This is a genomic window from Francisella sp. 19X1-34, from assembly GCF_041102755.1.
Taxonomy (GTDB): domain Bacteria; phylum Pseudomonadota; class Gammaproteobacteria; order Francisellales; family Francisellaceae; genus Francisella.
This window is the reverse complement of the sequence record NZ_JBGCTX010000026.1, coordinates 1-17,235: the sequence shown is the minus strand read 5'-3', so window position 1 is coordinate 17,235 and position 17,235 is coordinate 1. Positions and strand designations below refer to the sequence as shown.

The window sequence follows — 17,235 nt, the reverse complement described above, 5'->3', positions numbered from 1 at the left end:
GTATACCTTTTAGATTGTTAGTTCATTTTCTTCAGAGATTTCTTTGGCTTTTTGCATTACTGATGCAATTGCTATAACTATAGCTCCAGTAATTAAAGCTAAGATATCTAAAGTATCTATAGAAACACCAATAAATCTTTCTCCAGGAGGATTATTATAGCTTAGAGTCAATGTTATTAAAGGTCCATAGATTAACTTAGCAATAAACCAATATACTAAGGCATTACCAAGACTCTTATAGATAGAGACGACTTTAGATGAAAATACTTCAAGGTTTTCATAATTGTTAAATAATCTTATAAGTAGCTCAATAATATTTAGAACTGCAAGAGTAGGAATTAGACTTACAAATAATGCAAAGATTCTTGTTGTTAACGATAGTCTATGAGAGATATAGCTTGTAAATGACTGAGATACTCCAATAGAGTCAAAAATATCAAGGTTTGTTTGTACACATGCCCAAAATAATGGAACTAGTATTATTATAACTATAAATACTAGTTTAAAGAACTTTTTATATAATCTACTTTTTTGCTGAAGTGAGTACATTTGTTTATTTTATTGATATTTATTCTATTAATAAAATATAGCTTAAAAATTATTGTTTTTCAATATTTAGTTATTGTTAAACAGTAACTTTTTGTATTATTATAGGAAATAAAATAATAGATTATAATTAAGGAAATTAAATATGAGATTTTTAATTGTTTTTATTCTCTGCTTTTTTATAAATACTTTACAAGCAGAAAATTTAGAGAATTATCTAACACAAAAATATAACTATCAAAAATTAAGCTTACTTGATAATTATAAAAATTTTCCTGCTCCATATTTAATAGGAGAAGTTAATGAAAATAAAGCTTATATTTTATTTGATACAGGCTCTAGCGGGGTAAGTATTTTTAATAGCTCTGTTAAACAACTTAAGCTTAAAGAAGACAGTAGATTAAATCACTCAAAGAATATGGCAGGTCAAACAAGCATTAATCATAATGTGATTTTGAAGCGAATAAAAGTTGGTAATATTATTTTAAAAAATGTTATTGCTAATATTACTAATCAGCCTAAAAAAAAGCAATATCCAACTATTGTTATAGGGACTAATTTTTTAAAGAAATACAATGCTATATTTAACTTCTCTAATAATAGTATATATCTAACTACTAGACAGCTAACTCCTAAAGATCATTATTTAATTGGTCAAAAATTACAGGTTAAGAATTATTTATTAATTAATTTAATAAGTTTAATTTCACAACGTCAAATTATGCCTGTAGCATTTAATAAGAATTCTCCAGTGAATTGTTTGGTTGATACAGGAACTTCAGATTTTACCGTATCTTATAGCTATAGTAAGAAGGCTAGTTTAAAAACTACTTCTAAAAAAACAATAAAGGCAACGGGTGGAACACTAACAATCTCTGATACTAATATTGCGAGTCTTACACTTAATCCTTTAAATGCTTTTTATCAAAAGAGATTACAGTTATTTAATCTTAAGGCAACTTCAGCAAATATAGAACCTTTGAGTAAATTTCTAGGAGTAGTTTGTGTTTTAGGGTTTAAAGAGTTAGAGGATACTAAGTCAATTTATGACTTTTCAGCAGCAAGGCTCTATATTCAAAGTGATTTATGATTTATTTTTCAATAAATACTTTTTTATAAAAAATTAAAATTATTAGTGCTGCTAAAACTTTAGCAAGGCAAGGTAATATACAGTAAATTAACCTTAGAATAGTATCAAGATTTTCAGGAGTTGAATAACTAATAATAGGAAAGGTAATAATAGTAGCTATTGCAAAGCTAAGTTTACCTATAAAGGCTAAAATTGCGTAGTAGCCATTGCCAAGCTCTCTACGCTCAGGATAACTATCTATCCATTTTGCAAGTAATATACTTGGTAGTATTAGTTCTGCTGCTAATCCAGCTCCTGCAAATAAACAAATTAGTGTAAAGGCTATAAATTGTCCAGCTGATAAAAGAAATACAAAAGAAAAAACTAAAGCATAAAGTATTAATACTATAGCCCAAACTTTTAAGATACCAAATTTTAAGGCTAACTTCTTGATAATAGGAATAAATATAATAGCTCCTAGAAAATATGTAAAAAGATATACACCGGTAAAATTAGGTGTATCTAAAACATATTTACTAAAAAAAACTAATGTAACAGCTGGCAAGGTAGAGCCTACAGCACTTATTGTATATACAATAAACAATAAGACACCTTGCTTGTCAAAATGATTAATATAGTTTTTTATATTAAAACTGTATATTTTTTGCGTGTTATTGTCTGTTAGGCTAGCCTTATCTAACCACTTAAAGAAGAATATACTAGCTATCATTATTAAAATAATTGAGACAATTGCATAGAGAAAATAGCCTTGTCGACTTGGTAGATAGATTAAAAATATTGATAATAATACTGATGCTGTTAAAACACCAATAATATTTGAGATTTCTCTAGCTCCAATAATTATTGATTTACCATTATCATCTTTTAACCATAACGCACCTTTTGTAATAGAAAATATAGTTATATAGCTAAAAGCAAATGTTGATAAAAATATGCCTATTGAGAGATTTAATATCTTATTTGAGAATATGGGTACGCACATAATATACACACCGATTATAAAGGCTAGTATAACTATAACTAGGCTTATCTTACTTAGTTTATGAAACCTATCACAATACCAACCAATAAATGGATCTAATACTGCATCTAAGCATCTAAGCATAAATAGAACTATACTCAGAAGTGTTAGGTTTATAGCATAATTTGTATGATAATAATCTGGTAAAAAGATATATATAGGAATACTAGCAAATGCTACGGGTAGGGCAATAAAAGAGTAATTAAAGATGTCTTTTTTTTTCAATTCCATAATCAATATAAAAACGCTTTGGTATTAATTAGGATAACATTATTAGAAATACTTATAGATTAAATGTTTGTAAGGTAATAAATACTATTTTAGTTCATTTTATGAAATATCTCGAAGAGTATATTCGACAAACTTTGGTTAATTCTATGCTCTTATGATTTTATAATTATTGCATACTAATATTTAAACTAGGAATATGTTTATGAAGTTAGATAGAGCTCAATTACTTAAAGATTTTAATGGTTTATATAAAAATGAATTTAATAGGTTAACAAAAGATGATTTTATAAAAATGCAGAAAAAAGCAAGTGATTTTGAGTTATCATCGATTTTAAATACAGGAGGGGCTTTGGTTTTCCCTCATGTTCATGTTGCCGATTGTGGATATATGCTTTTAGCTGTAATAAATGCAATACTTGAGTCAGGCAGTAAAAAAGTACTAGTAATTAGTGTATTGCATCCATTTTCTAATGAAATGGAAGAGGCAAGAGTCAGAGTAGCAACAGAGCCGTTGGAAAATATTATTAATGAGCCTTTACGAGGAATTTATGGTCCAGGCTTATCTGAAAGAATTGATACATGGAAAGATGATCATGCTTTGTATGCATTTCGAAGAATGTTGAAAGTTGTTTCACAATCTAGAGGCATTGAAGAGCCTACAGTAATAGAAAGATATATACATCTAACAGGAGATAAGCCACAAACTCTACCAGGAATAGAAGAGTTAAAAGAACTAGCAGAAGACTCAGTAATAGTTGCTACAGCAGATCACTCACATCATGGTATTGCTTATGGTACTCCTAAAGAAAAAGCATATTTCCCTGATAATAAAGGCCTAAAAGTCATTACAGCAAGAGTCAAAGAAGGTTTAGAGTTACTTGATACTGGTGATTATAAGCAATATATAAAACATTGCTATAATGTGACAGGAAGTGATTGGAGAGATGCAGGTATTGTTGTTCGTCATTTATTAGGACCAATGAAATCAAATATAATTGATGCTATTGGTAGTGATTTTTCAGAATTACCATATAAGTCAGAAAGCCCATCATGGGCTTTAGGAGCCTTGGTTTCCTGTGAGAAAACTATTTAATTAATGGTAATTAGAAGTTAGATATAGAGTTACATATGAAATAGATTTTGTATTGCAAAGGAAGTCTTACAAATGAAAAGAAATATCGGATTTTTATATGCTTGGGGCTATATTTTAAATATAGCTCTTTCCACAGTATATGTTGAAATATTAGGGAGTTTAGCCAATATTTGGGCTATGTTATTGTTCTCTACATTATGCGCATATATTATTTTTAATATGTGTAACTTAGGTAATATTATATCTTCACATAAAATGATTTTTAAAGATATTAAACTCTGGCTTCTTTGTTCAAGCTCTATATCTTTTGCATGGCTATTCTCATATGTGGGTACAGTATATTCTGGTGCATCATTTTCTTTAGCTGTAACTTTTTTATCTTTAGCTGCATGCTCAGCTATTTGTAGTAAATATTTAATTAAAAGTATTATATGTATAATAGCAGTATTAATATCATATGTTTTCAATAAAGATGCTTCTTTAATAGGTTTAGTTGCCTGTATTTTGAATGGTTTTTTTCTATATTTATATGCAAAATTTTCAAAAAAATTTTCACAGAATAATGATCTTAATGTTATAGGAATGTTATCTATTAGGTTTTATCCTTTAATATTAATATCATTTATAGGTTTTGGTTTTTCTATATCTTATGGTAAATATGAATATATAACAGTATCGTATATTTATTTAGTAGTACAACTTATCATACTTGGAGTAATTAATAGAGTTCTACCTATGCTTTTTTCCCAAAATGCTATTAATATATTAGGAGAAAACGAAATAGGTATATTATTTTCTTTTATTCCTGTAATTACATTTTTCTTTGAGTCGTTAATAGATCAGAATTTTTCTATATTATTATTTGTTGTAAGCATGATTGCTGGTTTTGCTTTAAATTTTGATAAAGTTTTTAGAATCATATTAGAGCGTAAGTTTTATAGATGAAAATTTATAATAAAAAATTAATTACCAATTTATTTTTTTCTTAGGAACCCATTTTTCTAAAAGAGTTTTATATTTTTTCTCTAATACCTCTTTAGGTGGAAGTTCTGGTAATTTTGAATATAAATCTGCTTTTTGGAAAGCTTTTAGCAAAGGTAATAGTAACCAATCTCTTTCACTAGCAAGCTCTTGGTATGCCAATCCACCTGTTTGTGGAGTATGCCAAGGATAGAACGAATGATAACGAAGAAGATATAAACCTTCATAAGGTATATCACTACCTTGTTCGAAAACTTTATAAATATATTCATCATGGCCAAAACTCATATCAACATTATCAAAACCACATTTTTTTTGATACTTTCCATAATGAGTCTCTGATTGAGAGTTATATTTATCATAGTCTGTAGACTCTTTAACAAACTCTTTATGTGAGAAAACATTCGCACTAGCAAAAGGACATGCTACTGGATATGTATCACCAACAGTTGACCATTGAGGTAGCTGGCCATATTCTGGTAGTGTCATGATCTTACCTAAATCATGTACAAAACCAACTAATGGGAACCATGACCAATCTTTGATATGGCTATATAAATTGCTTAAACTCTGTTTTTCTGTGTAGAAATCTTGCCAAACCTTAGGGAGACTTTGCCATTCATGGTCTCTAAATAGAGATCTAATTAGAGCATTATCTCTAATCTCACAGTCATTTTTCAAAAATTTATTTTGGCAGGCCTCAGCTGTTTGGTATGCATGCTCAATTTGAGGTAGGTCATTATCAGGATCACTTTCATCATGAACATTCTCAAGAAGTTTAAATACCTCGTAGACATCCATCTTACCAAGTTCAAGCTTGAAGTATTTCTGCTTCATTTTAGCAACATAATCAGGGTTTTGATTAATATGCATTTCTCTATAAGTTCTTTCTACTCGGTCTTGGAATTTACTATCCGTGTAATTACGGAATTCTCCAAAAGTGTTTTCAGCTGTTTGAGACATTGTATTTCTCCTTAAAAATTAATTTGTAAATTTATAATCATCCTTACCAAGATATCTTGTAGGTACACCTTTATTTAGATTGTTTTCAATCGTTTCAAGATGTACTCCCTTAGTCTCAGGAACAAATAAATATGTAACTATAAATGCTAGGGCTGCAATACATGCATATATCCCAAAGGTAAATGATATTCCTAAACTTGTCAATATAGTTAAGAAAGTTGCTGCAACAACAAAATTAGCTAACCACTGAATAGATGCAACAAAGCTCATAGCCGAAGCTCTTACATTTAAAGGGAAAATTTCTGAAATAATTAACCAGAAAAGAGATCCTACACTTATACAATAACCTACGATATATATCAATAAGCATATTAAAGCTAGTATTGCAGTAGCTCCATTTGAAACGTTATGTAGTAGATAAATCATACTAAATAAGCTTAATGCCGCCATAGCAGAGCCAATTAGTAAGAATTTTCTTCTACCTAATCTATCAATATATATAATAGTGACGATTGTTGCAATGAAGTTTACAAGACCTAAAGATAATGTCATCAACATCTTCATTTCAGCACCTTGGAAACCAATGTTTGACATAATATATGGTCCATAATACATTACTGTATTTATACCGAAGAACTGTTGAAATATACCAAGCGCTAAACCTATATAAAGAACAGGGCGAACTGTTTTGTTAAATATAGCAGAGAATTTAAGTCGACTAGAATTTTCTAAATTATTTTTAATAGCAGATAGCTCTTCAGAAACATCATGCTCAGTTTCACGAATCTTAGTTAAAGTTTCATAAGCCTCATCTTTCTTACCTTTAGAAAATAACCACTTTGGCGAATATGGCATAAAGCACATACCAATGAAAAGTAAAACAGCCGGAATTAATCCTGTAGCAACCATAGCACGCCAGCTACCACTACTTGTGAAATAATAATCAACTAGAAAAGCAATAACCTGTCCACCTGTAAGAAACGCACCATTCCAAAGTACTAGAGATCCTCTTTTAGAAGCTGGGGCAACTTCAGCTATAAATAAAGGTGCTGCAAATGAAGCAATACCTATAGCTGCACCTAAGATAAATCTACCGAATATCAATGTTTCGATATTTGGTGCTAATGCAGCTATTAAAGTACCTATTATAAAAAGTAGGCTTGTAGCGATCATTGCTTTTTTACGACCAAATTTATCTGTGAAGTAACCACTTATAAGAGCACCAAAAAATGCACCTAAAACACAGAAGCTAACAACTAACTCAAGTTGCCAATGTTCAGCTGAAAACTCTTTTTGGACAAAAGGTGTTGCTCCAGCAATAATAGATGTATCAAAGCCAAATAGTAGGCCACCAATTGCAGCTACAGCAACTATTATAATTACATATAATTTAGCTGATTTTTGTTGAGATTGCATTTTTATTCCTCCAAAATATAAGCTCACGCGAACATTATTCACATAAGTGCTATCGTTAAAACTACTTTATATTCTTATACTTTCTTTAGAAAGTAGTGAGTTCCATATTAGGAAATACAGATTTGTAATTTTATAATCCTAACTTCACTAAAATACTCATACTAAAGAAATTAAGCATACTAAAACCATAGCCTATTGCTAATATAATTTCAAAGAATTGTTATAGCATCTAACGAATATTATAGTAATGCTTATAAGCATTACTATATAGCTATTAAGAATCAATTTGAACTACTTTTTATACTATTTGTTAAATTGGATATTATAAGAAAAATTTCAGAGTATTAGGATGATATATTCATGTTAAAAATTTTAATAGATTGAGTATAAGTCAAATCATAAGCTATATCTAAGGCATCTTGTTTTGATATTCTACCTAAGAGTACCATCTCAGCTAGATACACAGCATCAACACGTCGAGCTATGTCATGCCTAACTGGGATAGATAATAGGGCACGAGTGTCATCTATAAATCCTGAACAATTATAGAAACCTGCAGTTTCTGTTACAGCATGACGAAATCTTTTCATTCCTTCAGCTGAATCATTAAACCACCATGGAGGGCCTAAAAAGACACTAGGGTAATGTCCAGCTAGAGGAGCTAGCTCACGTGAGTAAGTTGACTCATCCATAGTAAATAAAACTGTTTTAAAGTTACGATTATTTCCTACTTTATTTAAAAGAGGATATAGGCCGTTTACATAATCACATTTAAGAGGAATATCACAGCCTTTATCATTACCAAATTTTCTTTGGATTCTTGTATTATGGTTTCTAAAAACACCGGCATGGATTTGCATAACAAGTCCATCATCAGTAGCCATTTTTGCCATTTCAGTAAGCATTTGCCCACTAAAAATTTGTTTTTCTTTAGCTGTAGCAGTATCAGAAACAATCTTTTTAAATAAGTTACGGCGTTCAGTTTTATCTAAATCATAAGTATTCGGTACAGTAACTCCATGATCAGAAGCTGTAGCACCATTAGCTTTAAAGAACTCACGTCTTTCTGCTAGAACTTTAATAAAGTCATCATATGAATCAATCTTAGTATTAAGTCTTTTAGCTAATTTTTTGATGTTCTTATGAACAGGGTGTAGCTCTGGGTTTGTAACACTATCTGGTCGAAATGTAGGTATTATTTGACAGTCAAAATCTGAATTAGCAATATTTCTATGATGTGTTAGATCATCAGTTACATCATCAGTTGTTGCGATAGCTTTTATGTTAAACCTGTTACATATCTCACGAGGAAGAAATTCTTTTTGTTTTAAACAGTTATCAATATGTTCATATAGTTCATCAGCAGTTTTAGGTGTAAAAGGTTTATCATAATTAAATACGGTCTTTAATTGAGCATCAAACCATAGACCAACTTGAGTTCCTCTAAATAAGTACCAATTTTGGGCAACTTTGTGCCATATTTTTTTAGGATCTGTTTCAACGGCTTTATCATCCTTTCGTGAAATACCAAAGTCTTCTAGTCTTAATCCTTGTGAATAAAACATTCTAAAAATATAATGATCAGGTTTTATAAGTAATTCAACAGGATTCTCAAAAGGTTTATTTTCATCAAACCATGCAGGATCAGTATGTCCATGAGGGCTAATTATTGGTAGATTTTTTATATGTTGATAAATCTCAAGAGCTAAATCTCTTGTTTGTTTATCAATAGGCATTAACACGTTATCGTTTAACATATATTTTCTCCTTTTATATTAACGATGAACTTCCTATAGCAATAACATTTTCTAGATCTAAATATTCCTGCTGGTTTTGAGAGTTGACTCCTCCAGTAGCACAGAATTTCACATCAGCGAATACAGCTTTGTAGTTCTTTAAGACCTTTATTCCACCAAATGCTTCTGCTGGAAAAAACTTAACCGTTTTAAAACCATAGTTCATAGCGGTCATAATTTCAAAAGGTGTTATAGCACCTGGTAAATATTTAAGATTATGTTCACGAGCAAAGTCTAGTAAATCATGACTACTGCCAGGAGAAACATAGAAGTCTGCTTCAAGATACATAGCTTTTCTAAATTGCTCAAAAGTCGTTATAGTTCCTACACCAATAATTAGATCATGATTAGATTTGATCACTTGTCTAATAACATCAAAAGAGTTTGGGGTTCTTAATGTAAACTCAATTATATTAAGACCTTTTTCTTTAACTTTTTTAATTACATCATTGGCCTCTTCAAGAGTATCAGCCGAAACTACAGGAATTAGAGGATTTTCTTTAAGTAATTTAGCTATTGTCATTTGTTAGTTCCTTTAACTTATTTATATATTTATCAGTATGTTTTTTATCAATTATAGCACCTTGGTGCTGTATGATTTCAGCTGCAAAATTTTGAGCAAATTTAATACTTGTTTCTAAGTCTAGTTTGTTTGTGAAAGCTGCTAAGAAAGCTGCATTAAAGCTATCTCCAGCAGCTGTTGTATCTATAGGTGTAACTATTTTAGTAGCTTTAATTAAGTTAATTGAATCTTCATGTTGTAATACAGTAGGATTTATACCATGCTTTATGATAACAATAGGGATATTAAAATTATTATATCTATTGAGGGTTTGCTGATAGCTAGTATCATCAAAAAGAAGCTCTTCATCATCGAAAGTTGTTAGAACTATAGTTACATACTTTAAAACCTTATGTAAATAGTCTTTTGTTTGCTGTTTTGATTGCCAGCATTTTGGACGATAATTTAAATCAAAAATAATTTCTTTACTTTTGTTAGAAGCTTTAAAATTTTTTAACCAACTTGCAAATATGTCTAACTGTTTATCATCCCACCTTGAAAGGGATATGCCAGAAAAATATAGATAATCATATTCATTATTATATCTATCTAAATCTTCTTTTGATAAGTGATAAAAAATATCTTTAATAGGGGCTTGTTCGCGCCAGTAATAAAAGCTTCTTTCTCCTTGGTTATCTGTTTGAATTGCGTATAAACCAGGGACTTTGTCTTTTATCTTCAAAATCTTTGATGTGTCAATATTCTCGTTCTCCCAATGAGATATCATTTGAGTTGAAAAATTATCGTCACCAAGAGCTGTAAGAAAAGAGACATTACCATTAAGCCTTGCGTAATATAACGCAGTATTTAAAACATCCCCACCAAAGTTTAGTTTAGCTTGAGAGCCTAGCTGAATCTGACCACTAAGCTCAAGCATGCACTCTCCAATAGCTAAAAGTTTATTTTGACTCATTTTCTAATTCTCTTTTAACAGCATATGCAACACCACGAACTTCAGCAAGACCTTTCATACGCCCAATGCATGAATATCCAGGATTAGTTTTTTTATCTAAATCTGAAAGCATTTGTTGTCCATGGTCAGGACGCATATATATTGCTTGTGAATCTTTCTCAATCTTTAATATCTCTTTGATAAGAGCATACATATCTGTGTTGCCACATAAGTGCTCAGCTTCATAAAAACTACGATTATCAGGATTAAGAGCAACATTTCTTAGGTGAGTAAAGTATATTCTTCTACCAATTTTTTTAGCCATTAGAGGTAAGTTGTTATCCCATCTAGAACCTAGTGATCCAGCACAGAATGTTATACCATTAGCCATAGATGGAATATTTTCAAATAACCAGTCATAATCCTCTATAGTGCTAATTATTCTTGGGAGTCCAAATAATTCAAACGGTGGATCATCTGGATGTATAGCTAATTTAGCACCAACTTCCTCAGCTACAGGAATCACTTTTTTAAGGAAGTAGATAAGATTTTCGCGCAGTCTTTCTTTATTGACATCTTTATACTCATCAAGAGCTGCTTGGAACTGTTCTAGTGAAAAGCTTTCTTCAGCACCAGGTAGACCTGCAATTATATTAGCAGTAAGTTTTTCTATTTCATCATTAGACATATTCTTAAAATATTCTTTTGCTTGAGAAATGACATTAGCTTTATAATCACTCTCAGCATTTTGTCTTTTTAGAATATGGATATCAAAAGCTGCAAATGCAACTTCATCGAAAGATAGTGTTTTTGCGCCTTTAGATGTTTGCTTACCTAGATCTGTACGAGTCCAATCTAGTACTGGCATAAAGTTATAAATAATTAACTTGATACCACATTTTGCTAAGTTACGAATGCTTTGGCAGTAATTGTCTATATACTCGTCACGTGTGGATTTGCCTTTTTTGATATCTTCGTGAACTGGTATACTTTCAACAACTGACCAAGTTAGGTTTGTTTTACCTAGCTTGCTAGAGTTTTCAACCTCATATTGTCTTTTTTGAATTTCGTCTATAGACCATACCTTACCATTAGGAATATGGTGAAGAGCAGTTACAATATCAGTAACTCCAGTTTGCATAATATCTTCAATACATACAGGATCATTTGGCCCAAACCAACGCCATGATTCTATCATTTTATTCTCCTAATTTAGCTAGAGTTTTCGTAATGGTATTTTTATTGATTTCTTCAATAAAAAATATTATTTTTTCGTGTAAGTTTTTATCTGTAGCAATCTTATCTGGAAATATACTTTTTAGTGATAAAAAGCTGTTAACTATATCCTTATATTGATTATTGTCTTGATATATTGATTTGTAAGTATCTTGCAATGGATCGCTAATTTGTAAGTCTTTACCATGTTGGTCTTTTCCGCTACAAAATAATATCCAGCCAGCTATACCAAGAGCTAAAATATCGTAATTTTGCTTATTTTCTAAAAGATGCTCTAAAGAGCCTAACCATCTTTGAGGGATCTTTTTAGAGCCATCCATAGCTATTTGCTCAGTTTTGTGTTTAAGGTGTGGGTTGGCAAATCTATGTAGAAGCTTATCAGCATACTTAGAAGTCGAAACTTCTTGAGGTAAGCCTTCAACTAAAGGAGCAGCAACTTCTAACATATATTTTCTAATAAAAGTATAAAACTCAGGTTGGGATATAACTTCATCTACAGTTTTTAAACCTGCATATGCTCCAAGATAAGCAATCAAGCTATGACTACCATTTAGCATCGTTAGTTTTAATTTCTCAAATGGCTCGATATCTTTAACAAACTCAACACCAACTTTTTCTAGAGCAGGGCGGCCATTGGCAAAATCATCTTCAATCACCCATTGAGAGAACTCTTCAGTTGCTACTGCTGAGGTATCTTTTTGACCAATCATAGTTTCAATATTATCTAATGTTTGTTGTGTAACAGCAGGAACAATTCTATCAACCATAGAGCTAGGGAAGCTTACATTTTCAGATATCCATGAGCTTAACTCATTATCTAATTTATTTGAAAACTCAAGAATAGCCTTTTGTAGAATCTTGCCATTGTTTGGCATATTATCACAACTCAGTAGGGTAATAGCTTCAGGATTTTCTTGCCAACGTTTATATAATCCAGCAACTGTAATTCCTATAGCAGTTTTAGGGGCTTTAATGTTATCCAAATCATGAATAATATCTGGATTTTCAAAATCTAATTCTTGAGTTGATAAATCAACATAATAACCTTTTTCTGTCACCGTATAGGTGATTATCTTTATATTAGGATCTGAAATTTTAGTAATTAAGCCTTGAGACTGACCATTGCCCGCAAAGTAGACATCTTTTAGAGCACCTATTAGAGTATTTTTAGTACCTGACTCATCATTAGCAGATAGTGTATATAGGCAATCATTTGCTTTTAGGTCATTTATTAGTTTTTGGTTAGTTCTAATAGTACCACTTATATAGCCCCAGTTTAGAGCATCTTTATCGCCAGAATTAAGTAGCTTATCAATATAAAATACTTGATGGGCTCTGTGAAAAGCTCCTATACCAATATGTAATACTCCCTGTTTTAAAATATTACGATCATAGTTAGGCAGGCTACAGTCATGTAACTTTTGAAGATTAAGCATTATATTCTAAATCCTTATTCATATTAATTATTTGAGGTTGAGTAACTTTAAATTTCTCGTGACCATCATATTTCCAACTAATATCCAGTTTAGCATTTTTATTTATCACTTTAATATATGTGATACCACTTTTATTGTTTAAATATTCCATGGTTTTACCATCATCTAAATATATTTGATGATTTGTTATTTCATCACTTAAAGAAGGGTATAATTTATATATTAAATCTTGGCCAAAATTATTAAATTGAGCTTTTGATTTATTGGTCACAATTATACGCCCTTCTTTAACAAATATAGGGATACTTTCTATGTTAACATTTAAGCTAATAGTTTTACCACCTTCATAGATTTCACCAGTATAATAGTCATACCAGTTAGAGCCTTTGGGTAAATATACTTCGCGGACTCTTTGGTGCTTTTCTAAAATATTTGCTATGAGTAGGTCACCAATCATAAAATCTGGATTTTCTTGGAGTGTTTTAATATCTGATTCAAAATCATAGAAGGTTGGTTTTATAATAGGCTTAGCATTCTTATGAGCTTGGTAGCATAGTTGATAAATATATGGAATTAGCTCATTACGTAAATCAAAAGCTTTTTGTATAGTTTCTAGAATTTCAGGATACATCCATGGAGTGTTTACGGATTTATCATCATTCCACGAATGAATCGTGAATCTAGGGTAAAAAATACCATGTTGAATCCAGCGGATTAAAAGCTCAGGTTCTGGAGCAGGACCACTAAAGCCACCGATATCATGTCCAAAGTTATAAATACCAGACAAAGATAAGCCTTTAGACATTTCTAAGTTATATTTCAATGTCTTCCACTCTGTATAGTTATCTCCAGTCCAGGTCTGAGCGTATCTTTGTAGCCCAGCACATCCAGATCTTGTAATCAGGTAGGGACGTTTATTCGGCGCAAAAGCTTTTTGGGCTTCAAAGCTAGACTTGGTCATAAGAAGCGATTGAACTGGCTTAATATGTTTTATTTTTATTTCTTTACCAAAACCATAACATACTGCATCGCCATTATAGACTTCGTATTCATTATTATCGTTCCAGGTAGATTCTATCCCTTTTTCTAAAAGTTGTCTTGTAACATTATCTTGCCACCAGTCAATTGTTTTTGGGTTTGTGAAATCTAGGTAATAGCCTAATTCATCCCAGTATTGTACAAGCTCTGGTTTGGTATAGTACTTGTTATTGATAAAACCATTAAAGCTAGCTACCTCATCTAGTTTTGGGTGATCTTGGAGTAGGCATGGTTTGATATTTGCACACAACCTAATGCCATTATTAAGATATTTTTGAGTAAAGTCTTCTATATGTGGGAACTTTGAATGATTCCAATTAAAGACATATCTCTTATCACCAATAGAGGTGTACCCTGAGCTTAGCTGAAAAGAGCCGCATTGGATATTATACTTTTGACAATCATTGATAAAGTTATCCATTTGAGACTGAGCATCTGGAAGATCTGTATAGGTCATTGTAGAGCCTGAGTAATATAAGCTCCAGCAAGGAGGTAAGATAGTTCTACCTGTAATAGAGCTAAAAGTTTCTGTAACATCAGCAATTTTATCACCAAGTATAAAATAGTAATCAAGATCTCCAGCTTTTGCCTCATAACTGATATATGGTCCATGATAATTATCGATTTCTTTACCAAAGTTAAAAGAGCTATCGCTTAAATTATCATAAAAAATACCAAAAGATGCTCTACTTATAGGATTGTGAGATATGAAAAAAGGAATATGTTTATATAGTGGATCTGAACTTTCTGAATCATAACCCATAGGATCAATCGATTTCATTTCATAACGCTTTTTATCACGATTAAGAGAGCCTGTTTTTTCACCAAGGCCAAAAAACATAGCATCGAGGTCTTTCTTAATAGCATGATAAGTTCCTCTATCTGACCAGAAGTCTAAATTATATGCTTGAGTTTGTAAGTCTTGAGAAATTTTAATCCAATTATTTGAATCTTTTTTGTACCAGCTAATAATAAAACCATCCAGATTTATTTCACATTTTAGCTTGTTAGTTTGTATTGTGGCATAGTTATCATCACCATAAGCTTCAAATTCTGGACAGTCAAAGCTAGATGTATCTAACCTATCTATACCTTCAAAAGGTATATCATCTTTTGTTATCGACCATGTTTTATCTAGGGTTGGTTTTAAAGACTTAGTAAAGAATATTCTAAAAATATTTTCTTCTAATACATAAACCCTTACAAAAATTTGTTTTTCTGGAAGTTCAAATAAAATATGGTCATTACGAGTATCTTTAAGTTTAAATTTACAAATATCTAACATAATCTAAAATCCTAAAATGCGTTGTTTCGACCCCAAGTTTTTTGATGTGGCCATCCAGTAAGTTCTTCTACTACATTAATTGCTTCAGCGGGAGCATCATCCAAGTTACCTCCATTTCTAAGGCGCTCTAGCTCATCAACTAATACTGAATGTTTTGCTTGAGTTAATCTAAATCTTGAGCTTGCTACAGCTCCTATAATACAAAATAGTATAGTTCCACCAATAAAGCATATATTTATGCCTAATAATGCAGAGCTAGATTGAACTGCAGCACCAGCTTTAAAGTTAAATATAGATAATGTAAAACCTACAATCGCAAATGCTAATGCTTGAATTAGCTTGCGTGATACGGTCATCGTACTTGCGAAAGTTCCTTCTCTTCTTTTTGTAGTCAAAGCTTCATCTATATCAGCGATAAAATTATAAACGTTCCACGGCGTAAAGTAGCAACCAGCTCTAGCAAAACCTAATACAAAGATAATCAAAACAAAAAGTATTAATGAAATAGTAGGGCTAAATAGTGGAATAATGATAAAACTAAACATACTTAAAATAAGACAACCAATAGCAACGCGATAACTCATTACACTACCAATTTTTATACATAAGTAAGCAATTATTGGTACAGAAATTACTTGGATTATAGAAAAGCATGTATATACCACAGATGCCGAACTTACATCATAATGAAGAATAAATGTAAAATAATAAGCAAAACTAGCACCAAAAACATCTAAAGCAACAAAAGCCCCGATATACATCAAAAGGTTAAGCCTAAAAGCTCTAACTCTAAGAGTTGAAAATATATTAATAAAAATAAATTTAATTTCTTTAACTAAAGAGGTATGAGATTTTTTTGAGGTTTCAATATCTCTTTCCCAGGTGAATTTGTATACAAAGATCCATGGCAGCATAAATAAAAAAGAACAAATAAGTCCCATGATTATAAATGAAGTTTTTTCATTAGCAAAAAAGTACATAATTGCTGCAGGTAAGAAGCCCGCTACAATATTTGAGCTTTGTGAAAAAAGCATTCTAATTCCAGTCATTTTTGATCTGATATGATAGCTATCTGTCATTTCAGCAGCCAGAGTTTCATAAGGAACTTGGATCATTGAGAATATAAAATTAAATGCAATATATCCAACTAGATAGTACCAGAATCCAAAACCAGGTATCCATAGTAAAGTAAATACCCAAACTAAAGGAGCTCCTATTACAAAAAAGAATTTTCTCCTGCCAATAGGACCACGCCAATTATCTGAAATATATCCCATAATAGGATCAGCAAAAACATCTAAGCCTCTTCCTATTGCTACTATTAGACCTGCTTCAGCTGCTGATAAACCAGCTATATTTGTATAGAAGTACATTAACCATAAACCAAGAATAGTAAATGCTCCGCCACCAAAGAAATCACCTGAACCATAGGCAATCATATTAGGTAATCTTACTTGTTTATTTGACATTTGAAATATAAAAATTAACAACATTGATAAATCAAATATAGAGTATTAAGTAGTTTATTTAAATAAAATAATCAGGATTTATACAAATTTACTATTTTAATCCTAGGCTCTGTGCACAAAAATAAATTTTCATCGAAGCCAAATAAAAGTACAAGCTAATTTAATCATTCCTATATATGC

The 17,235-nt window shown here is 30.9% G+C and carries 14 protein-coding genes; 3 read left to right on the top strand and 11 right to left on the bottom strand.

Annotation, left to right across the window (positions count from 1 at the left end; all coding sequences use genetic code 11):
• Nucleotides 1-9 precede the first annotated feature (9 nt).
• Nucleotides 10-549 carry a DUF2975 domain-containing protein gene (locus tag AB8E56_RS05645; RefSeq protein ID WP_329478905.1) on the bottom strand — a complete coding sequence of 180 codons (540 nt, stop codon included), beginning with the start codon at nt 547-549 and terminating at the stop codon, nt 10-12.
• A 142-nt stretch (nt 550-691) separates the two neighbouring features.
• Here AB8E56_RS05645 and AB8E56_RS05640 point away from each other — a divergent pair, with 142 nt between their 5' ends.
• A complete protein-coding gene (locus tag AB8E56_RS05640) occupies nt 692-1,636 on the top strand; it encodes an aspartyl protease family protein (protein WP_329478903.1) in 945 nt (314 codons plus the stop codon).
• A 1-nt stretch (nt 1,637) separates the two neighbouring features.
• On the opposite strand, the gene AB8E56_RS05635 is transcribed toward AB8E56_RS05640, so the two are convergent.
• Nucleotides 1,638-2,888 (bottom strand): MFS transporter, encoded by a 1,251-nt coding sequence (locus AB8E56_RS05635; protein WP_329478901.1) that lies wholly within the window; start codon nt 2,886-2,888, stop codon nt 1,638-1,640.
• Nucleotides 2,889-3,090: 202 nt separating this feature from the next.
• Here AB8E56_RS05635 and AB8E56_RS05630 point away from each other — a divergent pair, with 202 nt between their 5' ends.
• Together AB8E56_RS05630 and AB8E56_RS05625 are read left to right on the top strand one after the other, a co-directional pair.
• Nucleotides 3,091-3,981 (top strand): hypothetical protein, encoded by an 891-nt coding sequence (locus AB8E56_RS05630; protein WP_329478899.1) that lies wholly within the window; start codon nt 3,091-3,093, stop codon nt 3,979-3,981.
• 72 nt (nt 3,982-4,053) lie between these two features.
• Nucleotides 4,054-4,926 carry a hypothetical protein gene (locus tag AB8E56_RS05625; RefSeq protein WP_329478897.1) on the top strand — a complete coding sequence of 291 codons (873 nt, stop codon included), beginning with the start codon at nt 4,054-4,056 and terminating at the stop codon, nt 4,924-4,926.
• A gap of 21 nt (nt 4,927-4,947) precedes the next feature.
• On the opposite strand, the gene AB8E56_RS05620 is transcribed toward AB8E56_RS05625, so the two are convergent.
• The 9 genes from AB8E56_RS05620 to AB8E56_RS05580 form a co-directional block, all read right to left on the bottom strand.
• The gene (locus tag AB8E56_RS05620) at nt 4,948-5,925 is read right to left on the bottom strand and encodes an inositol oxygenase family protein (protein ID WP_329478895.1); all 978 of its coding nucleotides are present in this window, start codon (nt 5,923-5,925) and stop codon (nt 4,948-4,950) included.
• An 18-nt stretch (nt 5,926-5,943) separates the two neighbouring features.
• On the bottom strand, nt 5,944-7,341 hold the full coding sequence (locus tag AB8E56_RS05615; RefSeq protein WP_329478893.1) for a sugar porter family MFS transporter: 1,398 nt from the start codon (nt 7,339-7,341) through the stop codon (nt 5,944-5,946).
• Between the two features lie 344 nt (nt 7,342-7,685).
• Nucleotides 7,686-9,098, bottom strand: a complete 1,413-nt coding sequence (uxaC, locus tag AB8E56_RS05610; protein ID WP_329478890.1) for a glucuronate isomerase — start codon at nt 9,096-9,098, stop codon at nt 7,686-7,688.
• Nucleotides 9,099-9,111: 13 nt separating this feature from the next.
• A complete protein-coding gene (gene eda, locus AB8E56_RS05605) occupies nt 9,112-9,660 on the bottom strand; it encodes a bifunctional 4-hydroxy-2-oxoglutarate aldolase/2-dehydro-3-deoxy-phosphogluconate aldolase (protein ID WP_329478888.1) in 549 nt (182 codons plus the stop codon).
• Entirely contained in the window at nt 9,647-10,612 is a 966-nt protein-coding gene (locus AB8E56_RS05600) for a sugar kinase (RefSeq protein ID WP_329478885.1), read from the bottom strand. Before AB8E56_RS05600 ends, eda begins: the two co-directional genes overlap by 14 nt.
• Nucleotides 10,599-11,789 (bottom strand): mannonate dehydratase, encoded by a 1,191-nt coding sequence (uxuA, locus tag AB8E56_RS05595; protein WP_329478883.1) that lies wholly within the window; start codon nt 11,787-11,789, stop codon nt 10,599-10,601. Before uxuA ends, AB8E56_RS05600 begins: the two co-directional genes overlap by 14 nt.
• 1 nt (nt 11,790) lies before the next feature.
• A complete protein-coding gene (locus tag AB8E56_RS05590; RefSeq protein ID WP_329478881.1) occupies nt 11,791-13,263 on the bottom strand; it encodes a mannitol dehydrogenase family protein in 1,473 nt (490 codons plus the stop codon).
• Entirely contained in the window at nt 13,256-15,586 is a 2,331-nt protein-coding gene (locus AB8E56_RS05585; RefSeq protein ID WP_329478878.1) for a TIM-barrel domain-containing protein, read from the bottom strand. The genes AB8E56_RS05590 and AB8E56_RS05585 overlap by 8 nt, the downstream gene beginning before the upstream one ends.
• Nucleotides 15,587-15,597: 11 nt before the next feature.
• Complete coding sequence (locus AB8E56_RS05580; protein ID WP_329478876.1) at nt 15,598-17,055, bottom strand: MFS transporter; 1,458 nt, start codon at nt 17,053-17,055, stop codon at nt 15,598-15,600.
• Between the last annotated feature and the right edge of the window lie 180 nt (nt 17,056-17,235).